The 23212-nt window shown below is 43.9% G+C and carries 29 protein-coding genes and 1 other RNA gene; 25 read left to right on the top strand and 5 right to left on the bottom strand.

Annotated features, from left to right (window positions below; all coding sequences use genetic code 11):
* The first annotated feature begins 2 nt into the window (after nucleotides 1-2).
* The 9 genes from panB (at nucleotide 3) to nth (ending at nucleotide 8606) form a co-directional block, all read left to right on the top strand.
* Entirely contained in the window at nucleotides 3-839 is an 837-nt protein-coding gene (panB, locus tag CRO17_RS08170; RefSeq protein WP_097041106.1) for a 3-methyl-2-oxobutanoate hydroxymethyltransferase, read from the top strand.
* Nucleotides 836-1705 carry a pantoate--beta-alanine ligase gene (gene panC, locus CRO17_RS08165; RefSeq protein ID WP_097041104.1) on the top strand — a complete coding sequence of 290 codons (870 nt, stop codon included), beginning with the start codon at nucleotides 836-838 and terminating at the stop codon, nucleotides 1703-1705. The genes panB and panC overlap by 4 nt, the downstream gene beginning before the upstream one ends.
* A 16-nt stretch (nucleotides 1706-1721) precedes the next feature.
* Entirely contained in the window at nucleotides 1722-2108 is a 387-nt protein-coding gene (panD, locus tag CRO17_RS08160) for an aspartate 1-decarboxylase (RefSeq protein ID WP_097041102.1), read from the top strand.
* 77 nt (nucleotides 2109-2185) lie between these two features.
* Nucleotides 2186-4951 carry an ATP-dependent DNA helicase DinG gene (dinG, locus tag CRO17_RS08155; RefSeq protein ID WP_097041100.1) on the top strand — a complete coding sequence of 922 codons (2766 nt, stop codon included), beginning with the start codon at nucleotides 2186-2188 and terminating at the stop codon, nucleotides 4949-4951.
* Between the two features lie 198 nt (nucleotides 4952-5149).
* Entirely contained in the window at nucleotides 5150-5323 is a 174-nt protein-coding gene (locus CRO17_RS08150; protein ID WP_097041098.1) for a YpmA family protein, read from the top strand.
* A complete protein-coding gene (locus tag CRO17_RS08145) occupies nucleotides 5289-5819 on the top strand; it encodes a cell wall elongation regulator TseB-like domain-containing protein (RefSeq protein WP_143596003.1) in 531 nt (176 codons plus the stop codon). The genes CRO17_RS08150 and CRO17_RS08145 overlap by 35 nt, the downstream gene beginning before the upstream one ends.
* 38 nt (nucleotides 5820-5857) lie before the next feature.
* Nucleotides 5858-7150, top strand: a complete 1293-nt coding sequence (asnS, locus tag CRO17_RS08140) for an asparagine--tRNA ligase (protein ID WP_097041094.1) — start codon at nucleotides 5858-5860, stop codon at nucleotides 7148-7150.
* A 75-nt stretch (nucleotides 7151-7225) separates the two neighbouring features.
* Nucleotides 7226-7939: a DnaD domain-containing protein gene (locus CRO17_RS08135; protein ID WP_097041093.1), complete on the top strand. Its 714-nt coding sequence runs from the start codon at nucleotides 7226-7228 to the stop codon at nucleotides 7937-7939.
* A 13-nt stretch (nucleotides 7940-7952) separates the two neighbouring features.
* Nucleotides 7953-8606, top strand: a complete 654-nt coding sequence (nth, locus tag CRO17_RS08130; RefSeq protein ID WP_097041090.1) for an endonuclease III — start codon at nucleotides 7953-7955, stop codon at nucleotides 8604-8606.
* A 46-nt stretch (nucleotides 8607-8652) separates the two neighbouring features.
* Here the strand turns inward: nth and CRO17_RS08125 are convergent, their stop codons facing one another.
* Nucleotides 8653-11319, bottom strand: a complete 2667-nt coding sequence (locus CRO17_RS08125; RefSeq protein ID WP_097041089.1) for a penicillin-binding protein 1A — start codon at nucleotides 11317-11319, stop codon at nucleotides 8653-8655.
* Nucleotides 11319-11900 (bottom strand): Holliday junction resolvase RecU, encoded by a 582-nt coding sequence (gene recU / locus CRO17_RS08120; protein ID WP_245864764.1) that lies wholly within the window; start codon nucleotides 11898-11900, stop codon nucleotides 11319-11321. The genes CRO17_RS08125 and recU overlap by 1 nt, the downstream gene beginning before the upstream one ends.
* Nucleotides 11901-12018: 118 nt before the next feature.
* Here recU and CRO17_RS08115 point away from each other — a divergent pair, with 118 nt between their 5' ends.
* Nucleotides 12019-12981, top strand: coding sequence for a DUF2515 family protein (locus CRO17_RS08115; protein ID WP_097041086.1), 963 nt, complete (start codon nucleotides 12019-12021; stop codon nucleotides 12979-12981).
* Nucleotides 12982-12999: 18 nt separating this feature from the next.
* Here the strand turns inward: CRO17_RS08115 and CRO17_RS17275 are convergent, their stop codons facing one another.
* Entirely contained in the window at nucleotides 13000-13113 is a 114-nt protein-coding gene (locus tag CRO17_RS17275; protein WP_101896432.1) for a spore protein, read from the bottom strand.
* Between the two features lie 137 nt (nucleotides 13114-13250).
* Here CRO17_RS17275 and CRO17_RS08110 point away from each other — a divergent pair, with 137 nt between their 5' ends.
* From CRO17_RS08110 to CRO17_RS08050, 14 genes are all read left to right on the top strand, one after another.
* Nucleotides 13251-13466 (top strand): hypothetical protein, encoded by a 216-nt coding sequence (locus CRO17_RS08110; RefSeq protein WP_097041084.1) that lies wholly within the window; start codon nucleotides 13251-13253, stop codon nucleotides 13464-13466.
* Between the two features lie 45 nt (nucleotides 13467-13511).
* The gene (locus CRO17_RS08105; protein WP_245864717.1) at nucleotides 13512-13886 is read left to right on the top strand and encodes a DUF1798 family protein; all 375 of its coding nucleotides are present in this window, start codon (nucleotides 13512-13514) and stop codon (nucleotides 13884-13886) included.
* Nucleotide 13887: 1 nt separating this feature from the next.
* Nucleotides 13888-14304, top strand: coding sequence for a cytidine deaminase (locus CRO17_RS08100; protein ID WP_097041080.1), 417 nt, complete (start codon nucleotides 13888-13890; stop codon nucleotides 14302-14304).
* A 186-nt stretch (nucleotides 14305-14490) separates the two neighbouring features.
* Nucleotides 14491-14724 (top strand): glycosyltransferase, encoded by a 234-nt coding sequence (locus CRO17_RS18030; RefSeq protein WP_097041958.1) that lies wholly within the window; start codon nucleotides 14491-14493, stop codon nucleotides 14722-14724.
* A gap of 661 nt (nucleotides 14725-15385) precedes the next feature.
* Nucleotides 15386-15613: an FAD-dependent oxidoreductase gene (locus CRO17_RS08085; RefSeq protein ID WP_097041076.1), complete on the top strand. Its 228-nt coding sequence runs from the start codon at nucleotides 15386-15388 to the stop codon at nucleotides 15611-15613.
* Between the two features lie 25 nt (nucleotides 15614-15638).
* Nucleotides 15639-15773 carry a hypothetical protein gene (locus tag CRO17_RS17870; protein WP_281253811.1) on the top strand — a complete coding sequence of 45 codons (135 nt, stop codon included), beginning with the start codon at nucleotides 15639-15641 and terminating at the stop codon, nucleotides 15771-15773.
* A 15-nt stretch (nucleotides 15774-15788) separates the two neighbouring features.
* Nucleotides 15789-15914 (top strand): hypothetical protein, encoded by a 126-nt coding sequence (locus tag CRO17_RS17865; RefSeq protein ID WP_281253810.1) that lies wholly within the window; start codon nucleotides 15789-15791, stop codon nucleotides 15912-15914.
* Between the two features lie 61 nt (nucleotides 15915-15975).
* Nucleotides 15976-17019 carry a type 2 isopentenyl-diphosphate Delta-isomerase gene (gene fni / locus CRO17_RS08080; RefSeq protein WP_097041074.1) on the top strand — a complete coding sequence of 348 codons (1044 nt, stop codon included), beginning with the start codon at nucleotides 15976-15978 and terminating at the stop codon, nucleotides 17017-17019.
* Nucleotides 17020-17099: 80 nt separating this feature from the next.
* Nucleotides 17100-17507, top strand: coding sequence for a CotD family spore coat protein (locus CRO17_RS08075; RefSeq protein ID WP_179636919.1), 408 nt, complete (start codon nucleotides 17100-17102; stop codon nucleotides 17505-17507).
* 78 nt (nucleotides 17508-17585) lie between these two features.
* The gene (locus CRO17_RS08070) at nucleotides 17586-18155 is read left to right on the top strand and encodes an SLOG family protein (protein WP_097041070.1); all 570 of its coding nucleotides are present in this window, start codon (nucleotides 17586-17588) and stop codon (nucleotides 18153-18155) included.
* A gap of 75 nt (nucleotides 18156-18230) precedes the next feature.
* Nucleotides 18231-18593, top strand: coding sequence for a cell division regulator GpsB (gpsB, locus tag CRO17_RS08065; protein WP_097041068.1), 363 nt, complete (start codon nucleotides 18231-18233; stop codon nucleotides 18591-18593).
* Nucleotides 18594-18653: 60 nt separating this feature from the next.
* An RNA gene (rnpB, locus tag CRO17_RS08060) (RNase P RNA component class B) lies at nucleotides 18654-19028 on the top strand.
* 95 nt (nucleotides 19029-19123) lie between these two features.
* Nucleotides 19124-20257: a THUMP domain-containing class I SAM-dependent RNA methyltransferase gene (locus tag CRO17_RS08055; protein ID WP_097041956.1), complete on the top strand. Its 1134-nt coding sequence runs from the start codon at nucleotides 19124-19126 to the stop codon at nucleotides 20255-20257.
* 18 nt (nucleotides 20258-20275) lie between these two features.
* Complete coding sequence (locus CRO17_RS08050; RefSeq protein WP_097041067.1) at nucleotides 20276-21766, top strand: carboxypeptidase M32; 1491 nt, start codon at nucleotides 20276-20278, stop codon at nucleotides 21764-21766.
* A gap of 33 nt (nucleotides 21767-21799) precedes the next feature.
* Here CRO17_RS08050 and CRO17_RS08045 read toward each other — a convergent pair whose 3' ends face one another.
* Nucleotides 21800-22339: a hypothetical protein gene (locus tag CRO17_RS08045; protein WP_097041064.1), complete on the bottom strand. Its 540-nt coding sequence runs from the start codon at nucleotides 22337-22339 to the stop codon at nucleotides 21800-21802.
* A gap of 191 nt (nucleotides 22340-22530) precedes the next feature.
* On the opposite strand from CRO17_RS08045, the gene CRO17_RS08040 reads away from it, so the two are divergent.
* Nucleotides 22531-22815: a DUF6123 family protein gene (locus tag CRO17_RS08040; RefSeq protein WP_097041062.1), complete on the top strand. Its 285-nt coding sequence runs from the start codon at nucleotides 22531-22533 to the stop codon at nucleotides 22813-22815.
* Here the strand turns inward: CRO17_RS08040 and CRO17_RS08035 are convergent.
* Nucleotides 22809-23201 carry a ribonuclease HI family protein gene (locus CRO17_RS08035; protein WP_097041061.1) on the bottom strand — a complete coding sequence of 131 codons (393 nt, stop codon included), beginning with the start codon at nucleotides 23199-23201 and terminating at the stop codon, nucleotides 22809-22811. The genes CRO17_RS08040 and CRO17_RS08035 overlap by 7 nt on opposite strands.
* Nucleotides 23202-23212: the final 11 nt, after the last annotated feature.

Below are 23212 nucleotides of genomic sequence, written 5' to 3'. Positions count from 1 at the left end.
CAGTGAAAACGAGACTTGACTTTCTAAAGATGAAGGAAAACAATGAGAAAATCACCATGGTCACTGCGTACGATTATCCGACCGCTAAATTGGCACAGCAAGCGGGAATTGACATGCTGCTTGTCGGCGATTCATTAGGGATGGTTGTACTCGGTTATGAGTCAACCATCCCTGTCACTGTAGAAGATATGATTCATCATGGCAAAGCGGTAACGCGGGGAGGCAAGGATACGTTTGTAGTCGTAGATATGCCGTTTATGAGCTATCATGTATCTGTGGAAGAAACGGTGCCGCAAGCACGGCGGATATTCCAGGAAACAGGAGCACAGGCGCTGAAGCTTGAAGGAGCCGACCAAGTAATCCTGAATAATATCAAGGCACTTAGCGTCGGCGGTATACCAGTAGTTGGTCATCTTGGTCTAACACCGCAGTCCGTCCATATACTTGGCGGATATAAGGTGCAAGGCAAAAGCGAACAGACAGCCAAACAATTACTGGAAGATGCCAGAAAAGTTGAAGCGTATGGAGCGATTGCTGTTGTATTGGAGTGTGTGCCAAAACAGCTTGCTGCACTCATTGCAAAAGCATTAACGATTCCAGTTATCGGGATAGGTGCTGGAGCAGAAGTCGATGGGCAAGTGCTCGTTTTCCATGATATAAGCCATTATGGCGTTGAGCGTCTTCCTAAATTTGCAGTGAGTTATGCTGACTTAAACGAAACGGTTACGAATATGTTTACAACGTATCGGGATAACGTAAGAAATGGCGTTTTTCCGAATGAGAACCAAAGCTTTACGATGGATGAGGCGTCGCTGCCTAGCATAGGAGATTGCAAATGAAAATCATTACAAATCTTAAAGACTTGCAGGAGGAAAGACGGACCTTGGCGCAGTCCGAGAAATCAGTCGGTTACGTAGCGACCATGGGTTATTTACATGAAGGTCATCAAGCGTTAATGAAGCGTTCTAAGGCAGAAAATGATATTACCGTATTAAGTATCTTTGTAAATCCGCTCCAATTTGGGGCAGGAGAAGATTTTGAAACCTATCCGAGAGACATAGTGCGTGATCAGCAGATTGCTGCGCAGGAAGGTGTCGATATTGTCTTTATGCCGGATGCATCCGCTATGTATCCAGGTGTCAGTACAATTAAACTGCACGTAACGGACCGCGCAGATGTCTTATGCGGCAAATCTCGTCCTGGACATTTTGATGGTGTTGTAACAGTTTTAGCTAAACTATTTCACTTAATTCAGCCGGACCGTGCTTATTTTGGGTTAAAAGACGCACAGCAAGTCGCTGTTGTCCAAGCAATGGTTCAGGACCTTAACTTCCCGCTTGAAATTGTTCCTGTAGCGACTGTACGAGAAGCTGATGGACTAGCTAAAAGCAGTCGGAATGTTTATTTATCAGAGCATGAAAGACAAGAGGCTCCAGTCATCCAGCAGGCACTGCAGCAAGCCAAACAAATGATTGCTGATGGTGAAAACGAAGCGGAAAATGTAATAACGCACGTAAAAGAATTTATTATCAGCAAAACAAGTGGTAGAATAGACTACGTTGAAATTTTGTCATATCCGGCGTTAAAGCCTGTGAAAGATGTAAGCGAGCGTATTATTATTGCAGCTGCTGTCTTTTTTGAGAAGGCCAGATTGATTGATAATCTTGTTTTGGAAGCAGACGGATCTATGATGGACCGTTTCTAATATAGGGGGCTAGTATATGTTCCGCACGATGATGAAGGCGAAAATTCATCGCGCCCGTGTGACGGAAGCGAACTTGCATTATGTCGGAAGTATAACAATTGATACACATATCTTGGAGCGAGTAGGTATCCTGCCACATGAAAAAGTACAGATCGTGAATAATAACAATGGCGCCCGCCTTGAAACGTATGTAATTCCAGGCGAATCAGGCAGCGGCGTTATATGTTTGAACGGCGCTGCTGCACGGCTGGTACAAAAAGATGATGTGGTGATTATCGTTTCCTATGCGATGCTTTCAGATGATGAGCTCATTCAATTTAAGCCGAAAATTGCGCTGATGAATGAAGATAATACAATTCAAGAGATCATCGAGGAAGAACCGCCGCTTACTGTCAGGATATAAGGACAGAAATAGGTAGTTGATCGGACTCTTATCCAGGATAAGAGTCTTTCTTTTCTAAGCAGTATGGAGGGTGGAACATGGACAAATTTGTAGTGGTGGATCTAGAAACAACCGGACACGCGCCGTCGAATGGCGATAAAATTATAGAGGTAGGGATTGTCGTTATCCAAGGACGTGTAGTCACTGATCAGTTTCAGACAATGCTGGATCCCGGTATGCCGATTCCACCTTTCATTTCGCAGCTGACAGGCATATCTGATGAGGATGTGAATGGAGCACCACAGTTTGAGGAAGTTGCGGAAGAAATAGCGGCATTTTTTCAAGATAGTTATGTAGTAGCACACAATGCGAATTTCGATTTGCGCTTTTTGAATAGTTCATTGGAAGAAGCGGGCTTTTCTCCCATTTCCTGTCCGGTACTTGATACGGTTGAGCTGGCGCGGATTATGCTGCCGACCGCACCAAGCTACAAGCTAAGTGTACTTAGTGAGTACCTCTCCTTTGAGCATGATCAGCCGCATCGGGCGCTGTCTGATACGCTAGTCACAGCTGAACTCCTGCTGTCACTGCTCGAGAAACTGGACAAGCTCCCATATGAAACAATTGCGCATCTTCTTACACTGGAACGTGCACTTAAAAGTGATCTAAGGGAGCTGCTTGAAGCTAGGCTGGAGGATCTTGCTTTCGAAGCAGAACAGGACAATGGTTTGGAAGCGTACCGCGGTTTGGCGATCCGTAAGCTGCCGGAAAATGAGCGTACCGATGCAGTTATCGCGCAGTCTTTCGGTGAGCTGGCCGATCAGGTATATCAGAAAGATGGCTTATTATCGGAAGGCATGCAGAGCTATGAGCCAAGGGGCAGTCAGCAGGAAATGAGTGAGCAGATTTATGATGTTTTCCATTCCAGCAGACATGCTTTGCTCGAAGCAGAGACTGGGACAGGTAAATCACTTGCTTATTTGCTGCCGGCAGTGTACACAGCGGTTAAGAAAAAGAGCCGTATAGTAATTAGTACGCATTTGACACAGCTGCAGGCACAATTGATGGAAAGTGAGATTCCGCTTCTTCAGCGCTTGCTGCCTTTTTCTTTTAAAGCAGCACTGTTAAAAGGAAAACAGCATTATCTGAGCCTCAGCAGATTTGAATCGGAGCTGCAGCAAACAGCTAATGACAATTATGATATCACGTTAACGAAAGCAATTTTGCTCGTATGGCTGACGATTACAGAAACTGGGGATATTGATGAGGTGAACCTGCCTTCAAGCGGAAAACGCTTCTTTCTGCATATGTCTGCTGATGCAGAAGATACACAAGATCCGTTTTCGCCATGGTTTTCGCGTTCGTTTTACCAACGGGCCAAAAAAGCAGCATGGCAAGCTGATATTATTGTGACAAACCATGCATTGCTTTGCAGTGATATGCAGGAAGAATACCAGCTGCTGCCTTCGTATGAGCGAGCCATCATTGATGAGGCGCATCATTTCGAAGCAACAGCTGCCAAGCACTTTGGCTTGGCGCTTGACTACGTATCTATCCATCATATGCTTTCCCATGCCAATAAGGTTTATGACAAAGCAACAGAGCAGCTGCCGCATCCGCAAGCAGAAATGCTGATATGGCAAAGCTTATGGGAACAAACAAAAATGGAAGCAGATGATATGTTCCGTTATATACATGATTTTGTTTTGTCTCAGCATCATAATAAACTGGGAACGAACGATATCGGACGGATGCAGCTGCGCCTGGAAGAAGTGCGTAACACGAAGGCGCTCCAAGTTATTGCCGAGATGGGCAGCAGGCTGATATTTGGCATCAGAGATTGTATCCATCATTTGCTGCAGTTAGTGAAAACAGCAGAGAAACAAGCTGATAAAAAGATGGCTGACTCGCTGCAAAATGCAGTCAATCAGCTGCAGTCCATCATTGATTCAATTGAACGCATGTTCCTTGTAACGGATGATGAAGAGGTTAAATGGATAGAAGTGGATGTGTATGGAGCACGAAATTCTGTGTACTTGTACAGTGAGCCTCTTGATATTTCGGATATGCTGCTCAAGCGCTTCTTTTCTAAAAAGAAAAGCATTGTGCTGACAAGTGCTACATTGACGATGAAACAGTCTTTTGAATTTATTCAAGCTCAATTAGGGTTAGATGAACAGACGGTCATGAAGCGATTCGATTCGCCGTACTCCTATCAAGAACAGGTACAGCTGCTCGTTCCGAACGATTTTCCAGATGTTCGAGGGAAGGATAACTATCCCTTTATTTATGCTGTGTGCGAAGCTGTACTCAGTCTGGCCGCTGTGACAGACGGTCGAATGCTCGTACTGTTTACTTCCTATGACATGCTGAAAAAAGCGCACGGATTGGTAAAGGAATTGACAGACGATCAGGATTATACGTTAATCGCGCAAGGTATCACAAGCGGAAGCCGAGACAGATTGAAGAAGAATTTCCAAAGCAACAAGAAATCAATTCTTTTTGGAACGAGCTCTTTCTGGGAAGGGGTAGACATTCCAGGAGAGGACTTAAGCTGTCTTGTCATCGTCCGGCTGCCTTTTCAGCCGCCTGATCATCCGATTTACGAAGCAAAAGCAGCCAAGCTGAAAGCAGAGGGAAAGAATGCCTTTATGGAACTTGCACTGCCGAATGCTGTGATTCGATTTAAACAAGGATTCGGCCGGCTTATTCGTTCTTCCAGTGACAGAGGTATCGTGTTTGTTTGCGATGATCGAATGATGAAGACAAGATACGGAAATTATTTTACAGCATCCATCCCTGAAGTACCGACACATTACCAAAGCACAGCAGAACTTTTAGAGCTGGCAGAGCAGTGGTTATAAAAAAAGTGCGCCACAGGGACGCACAACTGCTGGGTGAAGGAAGATTTTTGTTGAAAAAACTTTGAACTCGTCTTAGAATTACACCAGTACAACTGGTATAATAAGAATGGATTGCTTCTCAACATGTATTAGTTTGTTGCAGAAAGCTGTCTCTATGAGTAACAAATCATGTAAATGGATTGCCTCGGAGGTTATAGGATGGAAAATAATAAAATGGAGACATTGTCCACCGTTCGTGTACAATACAGCAGTGACTTGTACAAGCTGGTTGATTCCCTGAATCGTACACTGAAAGAAAAGGACTTGATGTTCGGACTAGCATTGGATGAGGAAGATCATGAAAAGGCGATATTCACGATTTACCGTACCTAAGTGGGCAAAAATTACTCTTCTCGCTGTTTCGGCCGTATTGCTGCTTTTACTTGGCTGCGGTATTTATGTCTATTATACAACGCAGGACAAACGTACAGCAGGCTTTGAAGATTCAGAGAACTTTGTTGCAGAACATACCGATCTCGATGAAGCAGACGAAGTAACACGCTTTAATGGCGAGCACGTTTACCATGTTGTCACTGGCAAACAAGCTGACGGACAGGAAGCCATCGCTTACAGAATAAAAGGCGAGAAAGACCCGAAAAAAATCATTTATACGACAGAGCCTGCTGATGAACAGCAGGCAAAAGGCAGCTGGCAGTCTGCGTGCGGCAATAACTGTGAGCTGGACGATATCCGTCTTGGGCTGTATGAGGATGAACCAGCATGGGAAATAACATTCCGTGACGGTGAGGACCGTTTAGGCTACAGCTACTACACACTTGATGGGTTGGAGCAGCTGGAAAGCTTTGCTCTATCCAACCAATATAAATAAGACAACTACATATGTAGACAGACATTGGAGGTTTTTTTTTGAAGACTACAATTGCAAAGCTTAATGAGCATGTAGGAGAAGAAGTAACAATCGGGGCTTGGCTCCGCAATAAACGATCCAGCGGAAAGATTGCTTTCCTTCAGCTTCGTGACGGTACTGGATTCGTCCAAGGTGTTGTCGTAAAAAGCGACGTATCCGAGGAGGTATTCCAAACGGCCAAAAATATGACGCAGGAAACTTCTCTGTATGTAACAGGTAAAGTTGTAGAAGACAGCCGCTCTTCTTTTGGTTACGAAATACAAGTAAGCGGCGTGGAAGTAATTCATGCGGCTACAGATTACCCAATTACACCTAAAGAACATGGAACAGAATTCTTAATGGACAACCGCCATCTGTGGCTTCGTTCTCAAAAACAGCATGCTGTCATGAAAATCAGAAATGAAATTATCCGTGCCACTTATGCGTTCTTCCATGAAAATGGATATACAAAAATTGATCCGCCAATTCTGACAGGTTCTTCTGCAGAAGGCACGACGGAATTGTTCCATACAAAATACTTTGATGAAGAAGCATACCTTTCCCAAAGCGGACAGCTTTACATGGAAGCAGCTGCAATGGCGTTCAACAAAGTGTTCTCCTTTGGTCCGACTTTCCGTGCTGAAAAATCTAAAACACGTCGTCATTTGATTGAATTCTGGATGATTGAGCCGGAAATGGCATTTGTTGAACACGAAGAAAGCTTGGAAATTCAAGAGAATTACATCAGCTACCTGGTTGCTTCTGTATTGAAGAACTGCAAACTGGACCTTGAAATTTTAGGCCGTGATACAGAGAAGCTTGCTAAAGTAACAGCGCCATTCCCGCGTATTACGTATGATGAAGCAATTGACTTGCTGAAAGAAAAAGGCTTTGATGATGTGGAGTGGGGAGAAGACTTCGGTGCACCGCACGAAACTGCGATTGCGGAAAGCTTCGACAAACCAGTATTCATCACGCACTACCCAGCTGAAATCAAAGCATTCTACATGAAGCCGGATCCAAATCGCGAAGATGTTGTCCTTTGTGCCGACTTAATCGCTCCAGAAGGATACGGAGAAATCATCGGCGGATCGCAGCGTATTGACGATCTGGAACTGATGGAAAAACGCTATGAAGAGCACAACCTAACTGGCGATGCGTACAACTGGTACTTGGAATTGCGCAAGTACGGCAGTGTGCCGCATTCAGGCTTTGGACTTGGACTGGAAAGAACCGTTGCTTGGCTTTCAGGCGTAGAGCATGTTCGCGAAACGATTCCATTCCCGCGTTTGCTGAATCGCTTGTACCCATAATAATAAATAGAAATATATTGACAATCCCTTGTCCTTTAGACGAGGGATTGTCCTATTAAAGGGAGGAGAACCCAGATGAACACCAACAATTTGAACTACCAGCAGATACTGGGAAATCCAATTTCCTTTCCCGGTATTTTAATGGAACGCTACACAGCACTTGGTTTAAACGAAACGGAAATGATGGTTATCTTGCATATTTGCTCTTTCCAGCAGCAAGGTACAATGTTCCCAACAACAGACGAATTGGCAGCCAGAGTGACGCTGTCGGAGCGTGATGTAGCATTAATATTGCGGAAGCTTGTGCAGCGCAATATGATTCAGATAGATGATGTACAGGATAGTGCTGTGCGCAGCCAGGCATACAGCTTGAACGGCTTGTGGAACCTAGTCTTTCAGGAAACTGTCTATCCAGCGCCGGAAAAGAACACAGATAAAGAAGAAGAAGCTGCTATCTTTATTTTATTTGAGCAGGAGTTTGGCCGCCCGCTATCTCCTTTTGAGATAGAAACGGTTACATTATGGCTGGATGAAGATATGCAGCCGCCATCCCTAATCAAAGCTGCTCTTCGTGAAGCGGTGCTCATGAGCAAGTTGAATTTCCGTTATATCGACCGAATTTTACGGGAATGGAAACGCAAAGGTGTACGCTCCGTAGAACAAGCACGTAAAGAAAGCAAATCCTTTCATGAAAACCAACGCCCAGCTGCAGCTGCCGTGCAAGCAGAACAGCAAACAGCACCAGCACGTGATGTGAGTGTGTATTACAATTGGCTGGAAGAAGACTGAGGAGGAGCTGCCAATGCTGAACAAAACTCAAATACGCAGAGTATTGGATACGATGCAGGACATGTTTCCCGAAGCGGCCTGTGAATTGGTTCACAAAAATGCGTTTGAGCTCGTTATAGCCGTATTGTTGTCTGCGCAATGTACAGATAACCTAGTAAATAAGGTAACAAAAGATCTTTTTAAGAAATACCAAACACCAGAGGATTATTTAGCAGTGTCTCTAGAGGAACTGCAGCATGATATTCGATCTATCGGTCTATACCGTAACAAAGCGAAAAACATCCAAAAGCTGTGTCAAACATTGATTGACCAATATGATGGAATTGTACCGGACACACGCGATGAATTGGTGAAGCTTGCTGGAGTAGGGCGCAAGACCGCCAATGTTGTGGCATCAGTAGCGTTTAATGAACCGGCTATTGCAGTTGATACGCATGTTGAGCGTGTGTCCAAGCGCCTGGGATTATGCCGCTGGAAAGATAATGTGACAGAAGTAGAAAACACATTAATGAAAAAGGTGCCGCGAGATGAATGGAGTGATACGCATCACCGCATGATCTTTTTCGGGCGCTATCATTGTAAAGCAAGAAATCCAAACTGTTTAGCATGTCCTCTGAATGACATTTGCCGTGAAGGTAAAAAACGTTTAAAAGCAGAAGCAAATTAAAAAGACAGTCATCCTAATAGGAGTGACTGTCTTTTTGATTTGTATGTTATTCAGATTGCTGCTGTTCTGAATCTTGGTCTTGATTCTGATCAGCATCGGAACCGGAGTCAGTATTGGCTTCTTCCTCAGAACTGTTTCCTTGCTCACCATCAGCTGGCTCTTCAGTTTGGTCATTGCCTGACTGATTTTCATTCTGATTTGAATTTCCGTTACCATTGTTTCCCTGGTTTCCTTGGTTTCCGTTATTTCTGTTGTTATTATTAGCATTTTGATCGTTATTTTCATTTTGATTATTTTGCTCTTGATCATTCTGCTCGTCTTGATTCTGCTGATCTTCTGTGTTCTGGTCCTGCTGCTCGTCCGCATTTTCTTCCGGATCTTCTGGATTTTCTTCCTCAGCATTATCTGCCTCACCAGGTACAGTTACAGAAGTAGTCTTTGCTTCACTTTTTTCCCCATCAACCGAAGCCGTAACAGAGATATTATAGGTTTGTCCAGCTTCGACGTTCCCAATGACGGCAGATGTGTCAGAAGTTGTTTGGGAACCGCCAGGCTCAGCACTAATACTGAATTCAGCGTCTCCATCGTAATTCCAGCTTACCTTAATGCTATTGCTTCCCTCATCATAGCTGGCAGACAGACCAGTTACAGGATCAATTTCTTCCTCTACGTAACGTTCGGATGTTGATCCTGGAAGGTGGCCTTTCAGAAATAGCTCCGTCAAGATTGCGGAAGAGGGGGTAGCAGAGCTTGGAGAAGCAGCGGGGCGAGAGCCTTTTTCGACTTTCGCCTCCACTACGCTGCTGGGTTTTTGAAACTCTCCTGTTTCTTTACCTTCGTGTATTTCGGTCATAATTTGTTTGAACAAGTATTTGGCAACATTCGTGCCTGTGACGCCATTGCCGTCATTAATTGCCTTGTTCCCATCAGGATTACCGGTCCAGATGGATAAAGTATAATTGGTCGTCAAACCATTCATCCAAGAGTCAGGGCTGCCGGGTTTGTTGTCTGGAAGGTTCGTTGTACCTGTTTTACCGGCAATATCTAACCCTGGAACGTTAGCTAGAGTCCCTGTGCCTTCTGTCATAACCGAACGCATCATATCTGTTACCATGTATGCAGTTGATTCACTCATTGCTGCGTCAGATTCTGGTTTCATATCTAACGTACTGCCATCGCTGAATTCAATCTTTGTAATCGCATAAGGCTGTGTATATATGCCTTCGTTACCAAAAGCAGCATAAGCTCCGGCCATATCAATGGTGTGGAAGCGACTACCACCTCCGATTGCGTCGGAATACTGAATACCTGTTTCTGAGTTAAATTCCAGACCCAGTCCATTGCCAAACTCTTCGGCTTTATCTAAACCAACAGCTTCAAACGTCTTAACTGCGGGTATGTTGTAAGACTTCATAAGTGCGGTTCTTGCACTCATCCAGCCGTGGAAACGATCATCATAGTTCTGAGGTTTCCAATCTTGCGCTTCTTCGACAACAATCGGTTCGTCATTGATTTGCTCATAAGTTGACGTGTAAACGCCATACTCTAATGCCGGTCCATAGTCAACGAGTGGTTTCATACTCGATCCCGGCTGACGGCCATCTCCTTGAATAGCGTAATTAAAACCGCCTAACTGGTTATTGCGGTTACCGCCGATAGCACGAATAGCACCGCTCTTCGTATCGAGCAACGTGATACCGGCTTGCAGCTGTTCGTCCGGCCATACAATACCGCTGTCTTCACTGAGCGCACTTTCAACGGTTTCCTGTGCATCTGGATCTAATGTAGTATAGATCTTCATGCCATCCAGGTTAAGGTTGGTATCTTCAAATCGTTCGCTTAATTCTTTTTGTACTTGGTCAAGGAAAGCGCCGTATTTATTTGCTTGCGGCTGCTTTTCAATAAGCATGTCTTCGACTTTTGTTTGCTTTGCTTCATCGGCTTCTGCTTGAGTGATTTTGTCATGCTGTACCATCAAGTCGAGTACGGTATTCATTCGTTCTTGCGCCAAGTCAGGGTTTTCGTAAGGATTATATGCCGTTGGACGCTGCGGCAAACCTGCCAGCAATGCAGTTTCCGGCAAGGTAAGCTCGCTTAAGTCTTCTTTGCCGAAGTACGTTTCTGCTGCCGTAGCTACACCATAGGCATACTGGCCATAAAACACTTTATTCAGGTACATTTCTAAGATTTCTTCTTTAGAATATTGGCTGTCAAGCTTTAAGGCGAGCCACCATTCCTGCATTTTTCGTTTGACAGTTTTCTCTGGAGAGAGGAAGGAACGTTTAATTACCTGCTGATCAATTGTACTACCGCCTTCAGCTCCAAATCCGTCTTTGAAGTTGGCGAGCACCGCTCCTCCTGTACGAATGATATCAATCCCGTTATGTTCAAAGAAACGAGAATCTTCCGTTGCAGTGACAGCATCGATTAGCTGCTGCGGTAATTCATCAAATGTCACTTTCCGTCTATTCTCCGATCCTAATTCTGCAAACTCTTCACCGTTCATATCGTAGATGATATTAGAGGCGGGATCAGTCAATTTTTCTTCATCCAAATCTGGAGCAGTAGCTGCGTAATATCCAAATACAGCACCGCCTGCGACAACACATAATACACCCAACAACACAATCGTTAAAATAATTTTCTTCCATAAAGGTTTTTTCTTCTTTGTCTGTTTTCTGCGTGATGCACGAGATTGGCCTTTTTCTGCCATTACTCCTCTTCCTCCGTTCTAAAATGAAGCTGATCGATGATGTGTAAATAATCGACCTTTGCCTGATATCTCATCGGAATCAGGTACCCTTCTTCCGCTATTGCCTCATATGGGATAGATTTTCTGCCGCCATCATATTGACGTTTCCACCATGGAAAAAGTTTCTCTGCTTCAAAAAAAAATGTCTGGTCACGCGCAGAAAAGCGCATGATGACAAAACAAATAGCACCATGGCTGCATACATGCTCCATATGGTAGATTTGATGTTCGTGGAAATTGGACAGCGGGAAGGAGGTCTTGTTTTTGGTAACCTTCGCTTCGAAGTCTACATACTTTCCGCGATAAATGCCATTATAATCCGTAGTGGACGCTTGTTTAAAATAAGCTTCCTTAATTACCGCTGCACTTCGTTTCGGGTAATCGACTTGGACAATCTGAACGGGGGTAGGCTTCTTATGGATGATAGCCTTTTGTTGGGAAAGATAATATTCATTTGTCTCATTGATATCTTCCTCTAATGTCATCCCCCTGTTTCCAAAATCGACATGCTGCTTGAACTTAGGGGCAGCAGTCTGTTTCATGATCTTTTTCCCATTAGGATATTGCACGTTTCTCCCCCCATTATAGGATTGATCATACCATAATCCTTAGAATACTTCACTTTGCGTGGTGATCTCAACTGCTAAAAGGGGCAATTTCATGACAAATATTGATACTGCGCGGCTGCTTGCTTCTATTGAAGAGAAAACAACTGCTGCGAACTTAGATAATATCCGAAGAACGATGGCATATCAAGCATTTTATGAAGCAAATCCAGAAATACGCTGGTCCTTTTTGGCTTCTATGGTTTCAAGGAACGCCGGCTGGAATATGACAGATTTACAGCTGGATATGTTTCAAAGATTGCTGCCTGCTCGAGTCAGGAAACAACTATTTTCGCTGTATGAACGAGCCAATTGGCTCATTTTTTCGGATGCCTATCCGCAGCTTCTGCTGTACGAAGCACATAAGAAAGAACAAATTAACATGATCGATCACCTGCGCCATTTCCGTGTATCCGCGTTTATGGAACAAGTTTGGCGGCATTTCATAAAGGAAGGAGATGGCCAGAAGCTGCTGTATAGTTTAATCATTAACGAACAGCATGTTATCGGTTCGCCTGTGATCGTACAGTCTTTCTATAAAGAACATGTTTTCAGCCGCTGGCCGTATCGGCTGCAGGATTTGCTCCGGCTTAATGCAGTCTTTTTCCCAACTTTAAAAGGTGAATTATATGGACTGAATGCACACCATTTCACAAGTGTCGACAAACGAATACAGCTTGGAAAAAAGCTGAGTGCGCTGCTTTTTGATCCAAAGCTGCATGATATGTTCCTTCAGTTCGCTAAGACTGTGCCGCATTCTGGCTCACGTGAAGATTATGAGCAGTATTGCCAATATAGAACGAACAACAGCAAAACACTGCGAAAGTGCTACAAAATCATACGGCATGAAGATACTATTCGACCGGATTGGTACCATTATGGGGGTGTTAAACAGAATTGGCTGAGCGAGCCCAATAAAACAACACACCGCCCTGCAGGTGCGTTGTTTTATTGGAAACGAAGTTTGATGAATAGAACCAGCAAATTATTCAAAAGAAAAAGCAAAGCGGTCGATTGATCGCTTTGCTTTTTCGGCTTATATGGAAGGACGGTTTGGTCCATCTAACTTCTTATCATAACCATCGCCTGCTGTGCGGGCTGTCGGGCGTTTCTGTCCGGTTGATGTTTTCTTTTCTGGCTTTTTCATCATTATCACCCTCCTTTAAGCTTAGGATGAGCGAAACCGGTCTGATTCATGCGAAGCACGACATATTTTTTGTTGTTTTGTCAGGTGAGCAGGAGAAGTCAGCTGGTAGCAGAACTTTACACATAAAAGGAGGTATTCATATGCAAAATCAACAAGGGGCAACCAAAGAAGAGCTGCAGCTTGCACTGTTTCAGTTAACTGGCTCATATCGAAAAATGGATCAGCGGCTTACTGTCCAGGCTAACCGTTCTCGCACGGAAATGAAGCAGCCTTTGATTGAACGATTGCTGCGTGCCGAATATCGTCTGAATAGAAAGCCGGAGAAAAGCTGTCTTGAACATGGTAAATTAGCTTGAGAGCTTGTATAATAGAACAACACGATGAGCAGAGAAGGGATCTTATTGACAACATTACGTGCCTACAATAAACAGCTATCAAAGCAGATGGCGGTTCTTAAAGAGCGGTTTTTGACGCATGAACCGCCATCAGATAAAAAAGATAAAGAATTCTTTGAGCTGGTCAAGCGGGAAACTAAGCCTATGTATGACCTGCTTCAGCAGTGGAATGAAGCTGCTGCTGCGTTTGTACAGCAGCGGGAAGTGAATGTGCACCCGCAGCAAATCCAGTCGACAGAAGAGAACATCCATCTAATCATTTTGCATAGCTATTACATAGACATCCGATCGGAACGATATATGGATTACCATCATTCAATCGGTTATGTCATCCAATTGCTTAATGAAGATTTGGAACGGTTAAAAGGAGAGGGAGAGTAAGATGACAAAAGATGAATTGATCAGCCTGGCAAAGCAAGCAAGAGAGCGGGCTTATATTCCATATTCGAAATTCGGTGTCGGAGCTGCGGTTTTGACAAAATCCGGAAACGTTTATCAAGGCTGCAATATTGAAAATGCAGCTTATCCAGTTACATGCTGCGCAGAACGAACAGCGATTTTTCAAGCCATTGCGAATGGTGAAAAGGAATTTGCAGAAATCGCTGTTGTCGCAAATACCGAGCGCCCAGTGCCGCCTTGCGGTTCCTGTCGTCAGGTAATGGCGGAGTTCTTTACGCCTGAAGCGGTAATCCATATCTCCAATATGCATGGAAACAGTAAGAGCATTACAATGGAAGAATTGCTTCCATTTTCTTTTCAGCCGGACGATTTGTTCTCCGATGAAGGAGCAGCTAAATAAGGATGGTCAAGTAAAACCAAAGTGTGTACAGCACTTTGGTTTTTTTATATTAAATTTATCTCGCTGCACTATGCACGGCAGCTGCTAAACTGGCAATCATGTCTGGCTGTTTCCGCAAGGTGAGATTCTGCATCAAGACAAGCGCCCCTTTCTTTTTCAAACGGGCATTGGCTATCTGCTCCAGCAATCGGACTGTCTAATGATCAGACAGCAGCGATTGTCCGGCAATATGAGCATAAACTGCCTTTAACGTTACTTTCCGGAAAAGAGCTTCCTTTTGGCTGGACAGGAAAGAATTATGCTTGCCAGCAGCTCGGCGAACGCGCAACGGGAGAGTGGCTTTTATTTTTGGATGCAGATGTCGCCGTGGCAGCGAAAGGACTACAGCGTCTTCAGCGTTATTTGGATGGGCAGGTTTAAAATGGTTTCTGCTTTCCCGAGGCAGCGCGTTCATACGTTTATGGAAAAATGCTTGTTCCGTTTATGCTTTTTTTGGTGATATGCCATTTACCAATCAGACAAGTACAAAGAAGTGATAATCCTAAGTTTGCAGCCGCTCATGACGCTTTCATTTGTATTCACAAGCAAAGCTATCAAAAATCGGGAAGGCATGCCGCTATAAAATCTGCTATTGCCGATGACATGGCCTTGATGCACTTGATGAAGCAAGTAAAATATCCGGTTGCATTGCTTCGAGGGGAACCATTTGCCAGTATGCGGATGTATGAAAAGAATTCTGAAGTTTGGCTTGGGTTTCGGAAGAACATCTTTTCCGGAACTGGCAACAATATTTTTTTAACCTTATTTATTTGTCTTCTTTATAGTGTGCTGTATATTATTCCGGTTGTATCCGCAATTATTGGTATCGTGACGGTGATATGCAGACAGTGCTTATGGCGACAGCTGCTTATGCGCTCGGTGTACTGATTAACTATCAGATTGATTATCAAGCAGGGATACAGAAATAGCTCTGTTTTCTTCACCCGCTTGCATGCAGCTTCTTCATCTTACTCGCATTCGATGCCATACGTATTCATTGGCGAAGAGAAGGATACGAATGGAAAGGCAGGAGATATTATCAATGAGACGTGCTATTATCATCGGAGGAGGATTAGGCGGCCTGACAGCCAGTATTTATCTTGCTCATGCAGGCTGGCAAGTCCAACTCTTGGAGAAAAACAAAACACTCGGCGGAAAGCTCCAGCAAGTTAACGCTGCGGGGTTTCATTTTGATTTAGGGCCAAATACGATTACAATGAAACATATATTTGAACAAGTTTTTCATGATTTTTATCCAATCAATCGGTAGGAATTTCTTTCCGGATGGTTCGGTTGTGGATCTGACAGCTGACGCGGAAATGATGCAGGAGCAAATGGCTTCCTACAGACAGACGCCAATGCCGAACGAAATCATTTATGAGGAAATACAAACACCGGCAGATTTAGCCGTTCGTACTCGCGCATATTGAGGTGCTATTTACGGAATGAGTTCAAACAGCTTTGAGCAGGCATTTTTCCAGATCAGCAATAAAGACCAGCATATTAAAGGTTTATGGTTTGCCGGCGGATCAACGCATCCAGGCGGCGGTACACCGATGGTCACATGTTAGCGGAAAAATGACGGCACAAGCGATCATAAAAGGATAGATGCAAAAGCCAGGGGGAAAAGGAATGACAGAACGACGATCTATACATAATCGGAAAGATGAACATATACATATTACGTTAAATGAACAAGTTCAGGGGAAAGGAATTTCAACTGGATTTGAAGGATATCGATTTGAGCATCAAGCGCTGCCTGAAATCAGTTTTAAATCTATCGACACGTCGGCTGTGTTTCTTGGCAAGCAAGTGAAGGTCCCCTTTTTGATTAGCAGCATGACCGGGGGGACACCGCGTGCCCATGAAATCAATCGACATTTAGCAAAAGCTGCACAAGCGAAGGGCTGGGCGCTCGGACTCGGCTCCAGCCGTGTGGCATTGGAAAATAAAGAGGCAGCCGCCAGTTTCCAATTGCGTGAGGAAGCACCGAGCATTCCAATATTTGCTAATATTGGCGCCGTACAGCTGAATTATGGATACTCTGCTGCCGAATGTGAGCAAATCATCAAGATCACAGGAGCTGACGCTATTGTATTGCATTTGAACAGTATGCAAGAGATTTTCCAAGATGAAGGAGATACAGACTTTAGCGGTTTGTTAAGTAAGATAAGCGAAGTGGCTGAAAAATTGTCTGTGCCAGTTGGCGTAAAAGAAGTGGGGTTCGGTATTGCTCCGGATACGTGTACACAACTGATTGAAGCGGGCGTACAATTCATAGATACTGCTGGAGCAGGAGGCACTTCGTGGATTGAAGTGGAGAAGTACCGCTCCCAAGATTCAGTCAAACAAAAAGCTGCTTCTGCTTTTCTGGATTGGGGCATTCCGACAGCCCATAGCGTCGAGCAGCTTAGTAAATTGTCCATACCGCCAGCATGTTTAATCGCAAGCGGCGGTATTACAAATGGTGCAGAGGCAGCAAAAGCAATTGCGCTTGGTGCTAATATGGCAGGATTTGGACGATCGATCTTGCCGGAAGCTGTTCAATCAGCGGATATGCTGATTGAACGATTCGAACAGCTGGAACTTGAACTGCGTATCAGTATGCTTGGTATTGGAGCCCAATCTTTATCTGCACTGCAGCATACGGATAGATTAATCAGAAGAAACGCCTGAAATATAGGTAGATGTCATAGTACATGTTCCTCCCTCCTTTCATATCTTATAAAGAATCCAATACAGAAAGGGGAAAGAACATGCGCAGAAGACATCATTGCCCGCCGCACCCAGTGCACTGCGGAACGAAGACTGTCGTTGACCCTGTCATGAACAACGTACAGCACACTTACTCTCAAGAGGTAATTGAGCATATACACCCTGTCCACACAACAGTGGTGAATCATCATAAAGTGAACAATGTTCATATGTACCCGCATACAACATCCTTTGCAAATGAAGAAACATTCGAAGAAACGCACCTAAGCCCAGTACACGACAACAAACCAATGCCTAATCCTTGCAAAGATTGCGGTCCAAAGCCAATGCCAATGCATCAGCCAATGCCAATGCCGCAGCAAGTAAGCCCAGAAATGTACCAGCAGCCGATGCAGCAACAGCCGCAAATGGCTCCGAAACCGAAACCAACGCAAAAGAAATGGTATTAATCTGACAAAAGAGCTGGCGTAAGCCAGCTCTTTTATGTTTAGATAGTTACAGCAAGCAGATAGGAGAGCATGTATCTAATGAAGAAATTATATGTCACAGGATACAAGCATTATGAAATGGGAATCTTTAAGATGAACGATCCTCGTGTCCACTATGTGAAAGAAACAATACGAGACAAGCTGCTCGGATTTATGGAGATCGGTCTGGAATGGGTGCTTTTATCCGGACAGACTGGTATCGAGTTATGGGCAGGGCAAATAGTGCTTGATTTAAAGGAAGCAGATTATGATATACAGCTGGCGGTCATCCCCCCGTTTGATAACCAGGATACACGCTGGTCAGAGGAACTGCAGGAAGAGTATCAGGAACTGATTATGCTGGCGGACTTTTATCAGCCGATCTACGAAGGCGACTATAAAGGACCTCACCAATTTAAAGCGCGGGATAAATGGATGTTATCCAAATCCGATGCGGCTCTCGTCATGTATGATGAAAATCAAACAGGCAGTGTGGACTTCTTTCTGAAGGAAGCACAAAGCTATAAAGGTTCAAATGACTATGAGATTTATTATATTACTGCACTGGACTTACAGGACACGGTGGAACGAGAACAGATGAATGATCCATCTTATTGGGATCAGACGTGAGTTGAAAATTGACATTCTGAGTTAGTTTTGAAAGAATATACTTATATACAATCGTATAAATGAGGTGAATTGTGTATGGCTTTGGCAAATATCCAACTAACACAAAAAGATATTTTTGAAAAAAACTTCAAAACCGGCATGCGCGGTTATAATCAAGATGAAGTTGACGAGTACTTGGATAAAATCATTCAAGATTATGAGACATTCCAAAAAGAAATCGACCGCTTAAAAAGTGAAAATGAACGACTGAGACAGCAGCAGTCAGGAGATGTCAGACAATCCCGTTCCATCTCGCAGCAAAGGGAACCAGCACCGCAGCAAACTGCTCCTGTGCGAGAAACGCAGACGAATCATCAAGTCAATTATGATATTTTGAAACGTTTGTCTAACTTGGAGAAAGCAGTATTTGGCAAGAAATTTGCTGAAAACGATGTTTGAGTACGGACGGTCTTGACTATTAACGTCGAAACGTCTACAATAAGAAAGCAACTTTAATGAGTGTTTGAGTAATCGCTGCAGCAATGCAGAGGAAAGTCCATGCTCACACAGACTGAGATGTCTGTAGTGTTCGTGCTTGGCGAATTCATAAGCCAAGGTAGCATTATATGCTAACGGCAGGCAGAACGCCTAAGTCTTCGGATATGGCCGACATGTCTTGAAAGTGCCACAGTGACGTAGTCAGCTTGGAAACATGCTGAGTGGAACGAGGTAAACCCCACGAGTGAGCAACCCAAATGTTGGTAGGGGCACCCTTGATTATGGGAATTCAACCTAAAAAGGGACAGGCAATACGCTTGTAGATAGATGATTACTGCCGTTGTACGAGGCTGACCACCGCTCGCAGTGCATCGGTACAGAACATGGCTTACAGAACATTCATTTTGGTCCACTGTATACAACAAACAGCCCTTTCTAACTGGTTTCAGCTAGAGAGGGCTTTTTAATACATAAAAGCGAGGTTTTACATGATGAACAGGCAAGTGACCCTGATTGCAACAGCTGCAATGGGCTTAGAATCTGTTGTGGCACGTGAAGTGAAGCAGCTGGGCTATCAAGACGTAAAAGTAGACAACGGAAGAGTGCTGTTCCAGGCAGATCCGACGGCTATTGCACGCTGTAACTTATGGCTTCGGACAGCTGACCGAATTAAAGTGCTGGTCGGAGAGTTTAAAGCAACTACTTTTGATGAGCTTTTTGAACAAACAAAGGATTTACCTTGGGAGACGTACATACAAGAAAATGGCGAGTTCCCAGTTATCGGAAAGAGCGTCAAGTCAACATTATACAGCGTACCTGACTGCCAGCGTATTGTGAAAAAAGCTGTGGTTGAACGGTTAAAGAGAAAATACGGTATTGCTTCGTGGCTTGATGAATCAGGTCCTCGGCACCGTATTGAAGTTGCTATTTTGAAAGATACGGTCAGTTTGACATTGGATACGAGCGGTACTGGCTTGCATAAACGCGGCTATCGTGTCGGACAAGGCGAGGCGCCAATTAAAGAAACGTTAGCGGCATCGCTGGTGCTTTTGACAAATTGGCGGCCGGAATTTCCGTTGCATGACCCGTTTTGCGGTAGTGGTACGATTGCCATTGAAGCTGCTTTAATTGGTCAAAATATCGCACCTGGGTTCAACCGTGAATTTGATGCGGAAAATTGGCACTGGATAAAATCTGACATTTGGGAAAAAGCATTAGAAGAAGCAGAGGACTTGGCTAACTATAATCAGGAACTCCATATTTCAGGTTCTGATATTGACCATAAGATGATCGACATTGCGAAACAGAACAGTATGGAATCCGGTCTTGGCGAATTGATTGATTGGAAACAGATGCAAGTTTCCGACTGGAATCCTAAACTTCATAATGGCTATATGATTACCAACCCGCCGTACGGCGAGCGACTCGGAGATCGTCCTGAGGTAGAAAAAGCTTATCGACAGCTTGGCGGCATCATGCAGGAAAACCCTTCTTGGAGCGGTTATATCCTGACATCACATGAAGGCTTCGAATCGTGTTACGGAAAACAAGCTACGAAGAAACGCAAGCTTTTCAACGGTTTCATTAAGACCGATTATTATCAGTACTTCGGTAAACATATCTGAAAAAGGGGAGCGGATAGTATGTCAGATGCAACACAGCAATATTGGGCCTTCATACAGGAACAGAAAGCCTACGAAGAAGCAATAGCCCTTATGCACTGGGATTTGCGCACGAAGGCACCTAAAGCCGGTATGGAACAGCGGGCTGAAGCGATTGGTTATTTATCGCAGCAAGCACACCGCCTGTCCACATCTGACAGACTGAAGGAACTGATTGATGAACTAAAGCCAAGTGCGAAGGACGAGATTTTAGTAAAATCCTTGGCCGAAAGCGAAAAAGAATACGACCGCAACAAAAAAATTCCTGAAGCCGAGCATAAAGCCTATATTATGCTGCAGTCTAAAGCGGAATCTGTTTGGGGTGAGGCGAGAGAAAAAGGCGACTTTAGTCTGCTTCAGCCTTATTTGGAAGAACTCGTTGCTTATAAAAAGAAATTCGCTTCGTACTGGAACCCTAACCAGCATGCTTATGATGTGCTTTTAGATCTATATGAGCCAGGGATTACAATGGAGAAGCTTGATGACGTATTCCCAGCGCTGAGAAAATCACTGACGCACTTGCTGGAGCAGATTAAACAATCATCTGTAAAGCCGGATGTGGGCGTCCTGAAAACGCACTTTTCCAAGGAGCAGCAAAAAGCATTTACCGTAGCTGTCTTGAAAAAAATGGGGTATGACTTTGATGCGGGGCGACTGGACGACACAATTCATCCTTTCGAAATTACTCTGAACCCTAAAGATGTCCGGATTACAACACGCTATGACGAAGAAGACTTCCGTATGGCTGTCTTTGGCACCATTCATGAAGGCGGACATGCATTGTATGAACAAAATATCGGTGAAAAATTAGCAGCTACACCGTTAGCTGGCGGCACGAGCATGGGAATCCATGAGTCACAGTCTTTATTCTGGGAGAATTTTGTTGCGAGAAGTGAAGCGTTCTGGAAAGGGCATTTCGAGGAATTTAAGACTTACGCTCCGGCATCCTTACAGGCAATTGATTTTACTGATTTTTATCAGGCTGTTAATGAAGTCAAAGCTTCTTACATTCGCATAGAAGCAGACGAATTAACTTATGCTCTGCACATAATGATTCGCTATGAATTAGAAAAAGCTTTGTTTAAAGATGAGATTACAGTTGCAGAGCTTCCAAAGATATGGAATCAGAAAATGGAAGAGTATCTTGGCATTGTACCGGAAAGTGATGCACAAGGAGTTCTGCAGGATATCCACTGGTCCGGCGGTGATTTCGGATATTTCCCATCCTACGCATTGGGCTACATGTATGCAGCCCAATTTAATAAAAAAATGCGAGAATCTTTGGATACAGACAGCTTAATACAAGCAGGGGACTTTGCACCGATTAAACAATGGCTTACAGACCAAATCCATCAATACGGAAAAGCGAAGAAACCATTGGAATTGCTGCAGGATGTTACAGGCGAAGGTTTGAACGCAGATCATCTGGTAACCTACTTGACGGAAAAATACAGCAAGATTTATCAACTATAATAAAAAAACGATGCAGAAAATCTGCATCGTTTTTTAGCTTAATGCCTGTGCCATGTCTGGTACGTTCAAGTCAGCTTCTTTATAGATACCTTCTAGCTCAGACTGGAATGTATCGAAGTGTTTTTGAGCTGCGTCGAAGTTTGGCTCCGCTGCCGAAGCATCAAGACTTTTGCTGATTTCCTCAAAATAAGACTTCAAAGAGTCAAGTGATTTTGTATACGCTTCTTTTTGTTCGCCAGGAAGGTTGCTTTCCAGCTTGTAATCAGCAAGTTTAGCTGCCCCTTCATCAGCTGCTTTCTTTGCAGATTCTGCAGCGGTGTTTAATTCATCTTCTGTGGTAGCTTCGTCAGCTGCAGCAGCCTGGTAAGCTGCAATAGGTCCATAATAAGTGCTGAAATCTGCTGTAAAATCCATTTGTGTTTGAAGCAATTCTTTTTTAGTATCCGTTGTTTCCGTCTTTTCAGTCTTATCAGTTCCGTTGTCTGCTTTACTTTCTGAATCAGCACTGGCACAACCTGTTGCAAAGATAACTGCGATAGCCATTGATGCAAACAGATACATCAACTTTCTCAAACTAACATCCCCTTTCGTTTAACTTTTTTAGTTTAATGCCAAATTTTTGAATTGTAAATACTTAGGAGAAAAGTTGGTCAAATCTGAATAATCAAATAAATACGATAAACAGGAATTTTCGCTATTCTATTGAAACAGGAAACAAGAATGCTATAATAAGAGGCGGATTTTCTAATAAAGGAGCTTTTGGCATGGTGAATAAACAAAGCTTGGCCTGTTTTCTGGACGATTTATGGGCGAAGGGGTTTAAATTAACAGATGAAGACATTCAATTTATTTACTTTGGCAAAAACTTTGCTAATGCATCTGATTGGAAAGTTATTTTTGCTGTCCAGGTTACGCTGCGATTTCAACACGCGTTTGATGGCAGTTTCTATCTGAGTGTATTGGATTTTATTAAGGAAGACAATGTGCATACAAAAAAACAAGCAGAAGAACTGCTTGCTAATAAAGGGTTACAGCTTCAACCTCATTGATGCTGCCGAATTGCTCCCCGTGCAAGCTGATCTGCTGCTTTGTTCTGTTTCTCTGGTATCCATTTAATGAAGAAATAGGGGAAACCACTGCTTAGCTGAAGGATTTGCTCTAAAAGGGGCTGAAAATCCTTATTTTTTGTATGTTCCTTATCAATGGCCTGTACAGCAGCCTGAGAATCTGAGCGCAAGGAGATAATCGCCTCGGGATGATCGTTCTGGCAAATTTCCAGCGCTTTGATAATGGCCCAGAACTCTGCTTGATGATTCGTCATCATGCCAAGCGGAACGCTGTACGTTTTGCGCGCACCTTCATGGATGATGACAATACCAGCACCGCTTAACCCTGGATTACCGCTGGTGGCACCGTCGGTATATACCTCGATCAATACCCATTCCT

Origin of the sequence: Terribacillus aidingensis, from assembly GCF_900215625.1 — a bacterium.
Classification (GTDB): domain Bacteria; phylum Bacillota; class Bacilli; order Bacillales; family Amphibacillaceae; genus Terribacillus; species Terribacillus aidingensis.
Note: the sequence above shows the minus strand (reverse complement) of the source record. Positions and strands in the feature narration are given on the sequence as shown.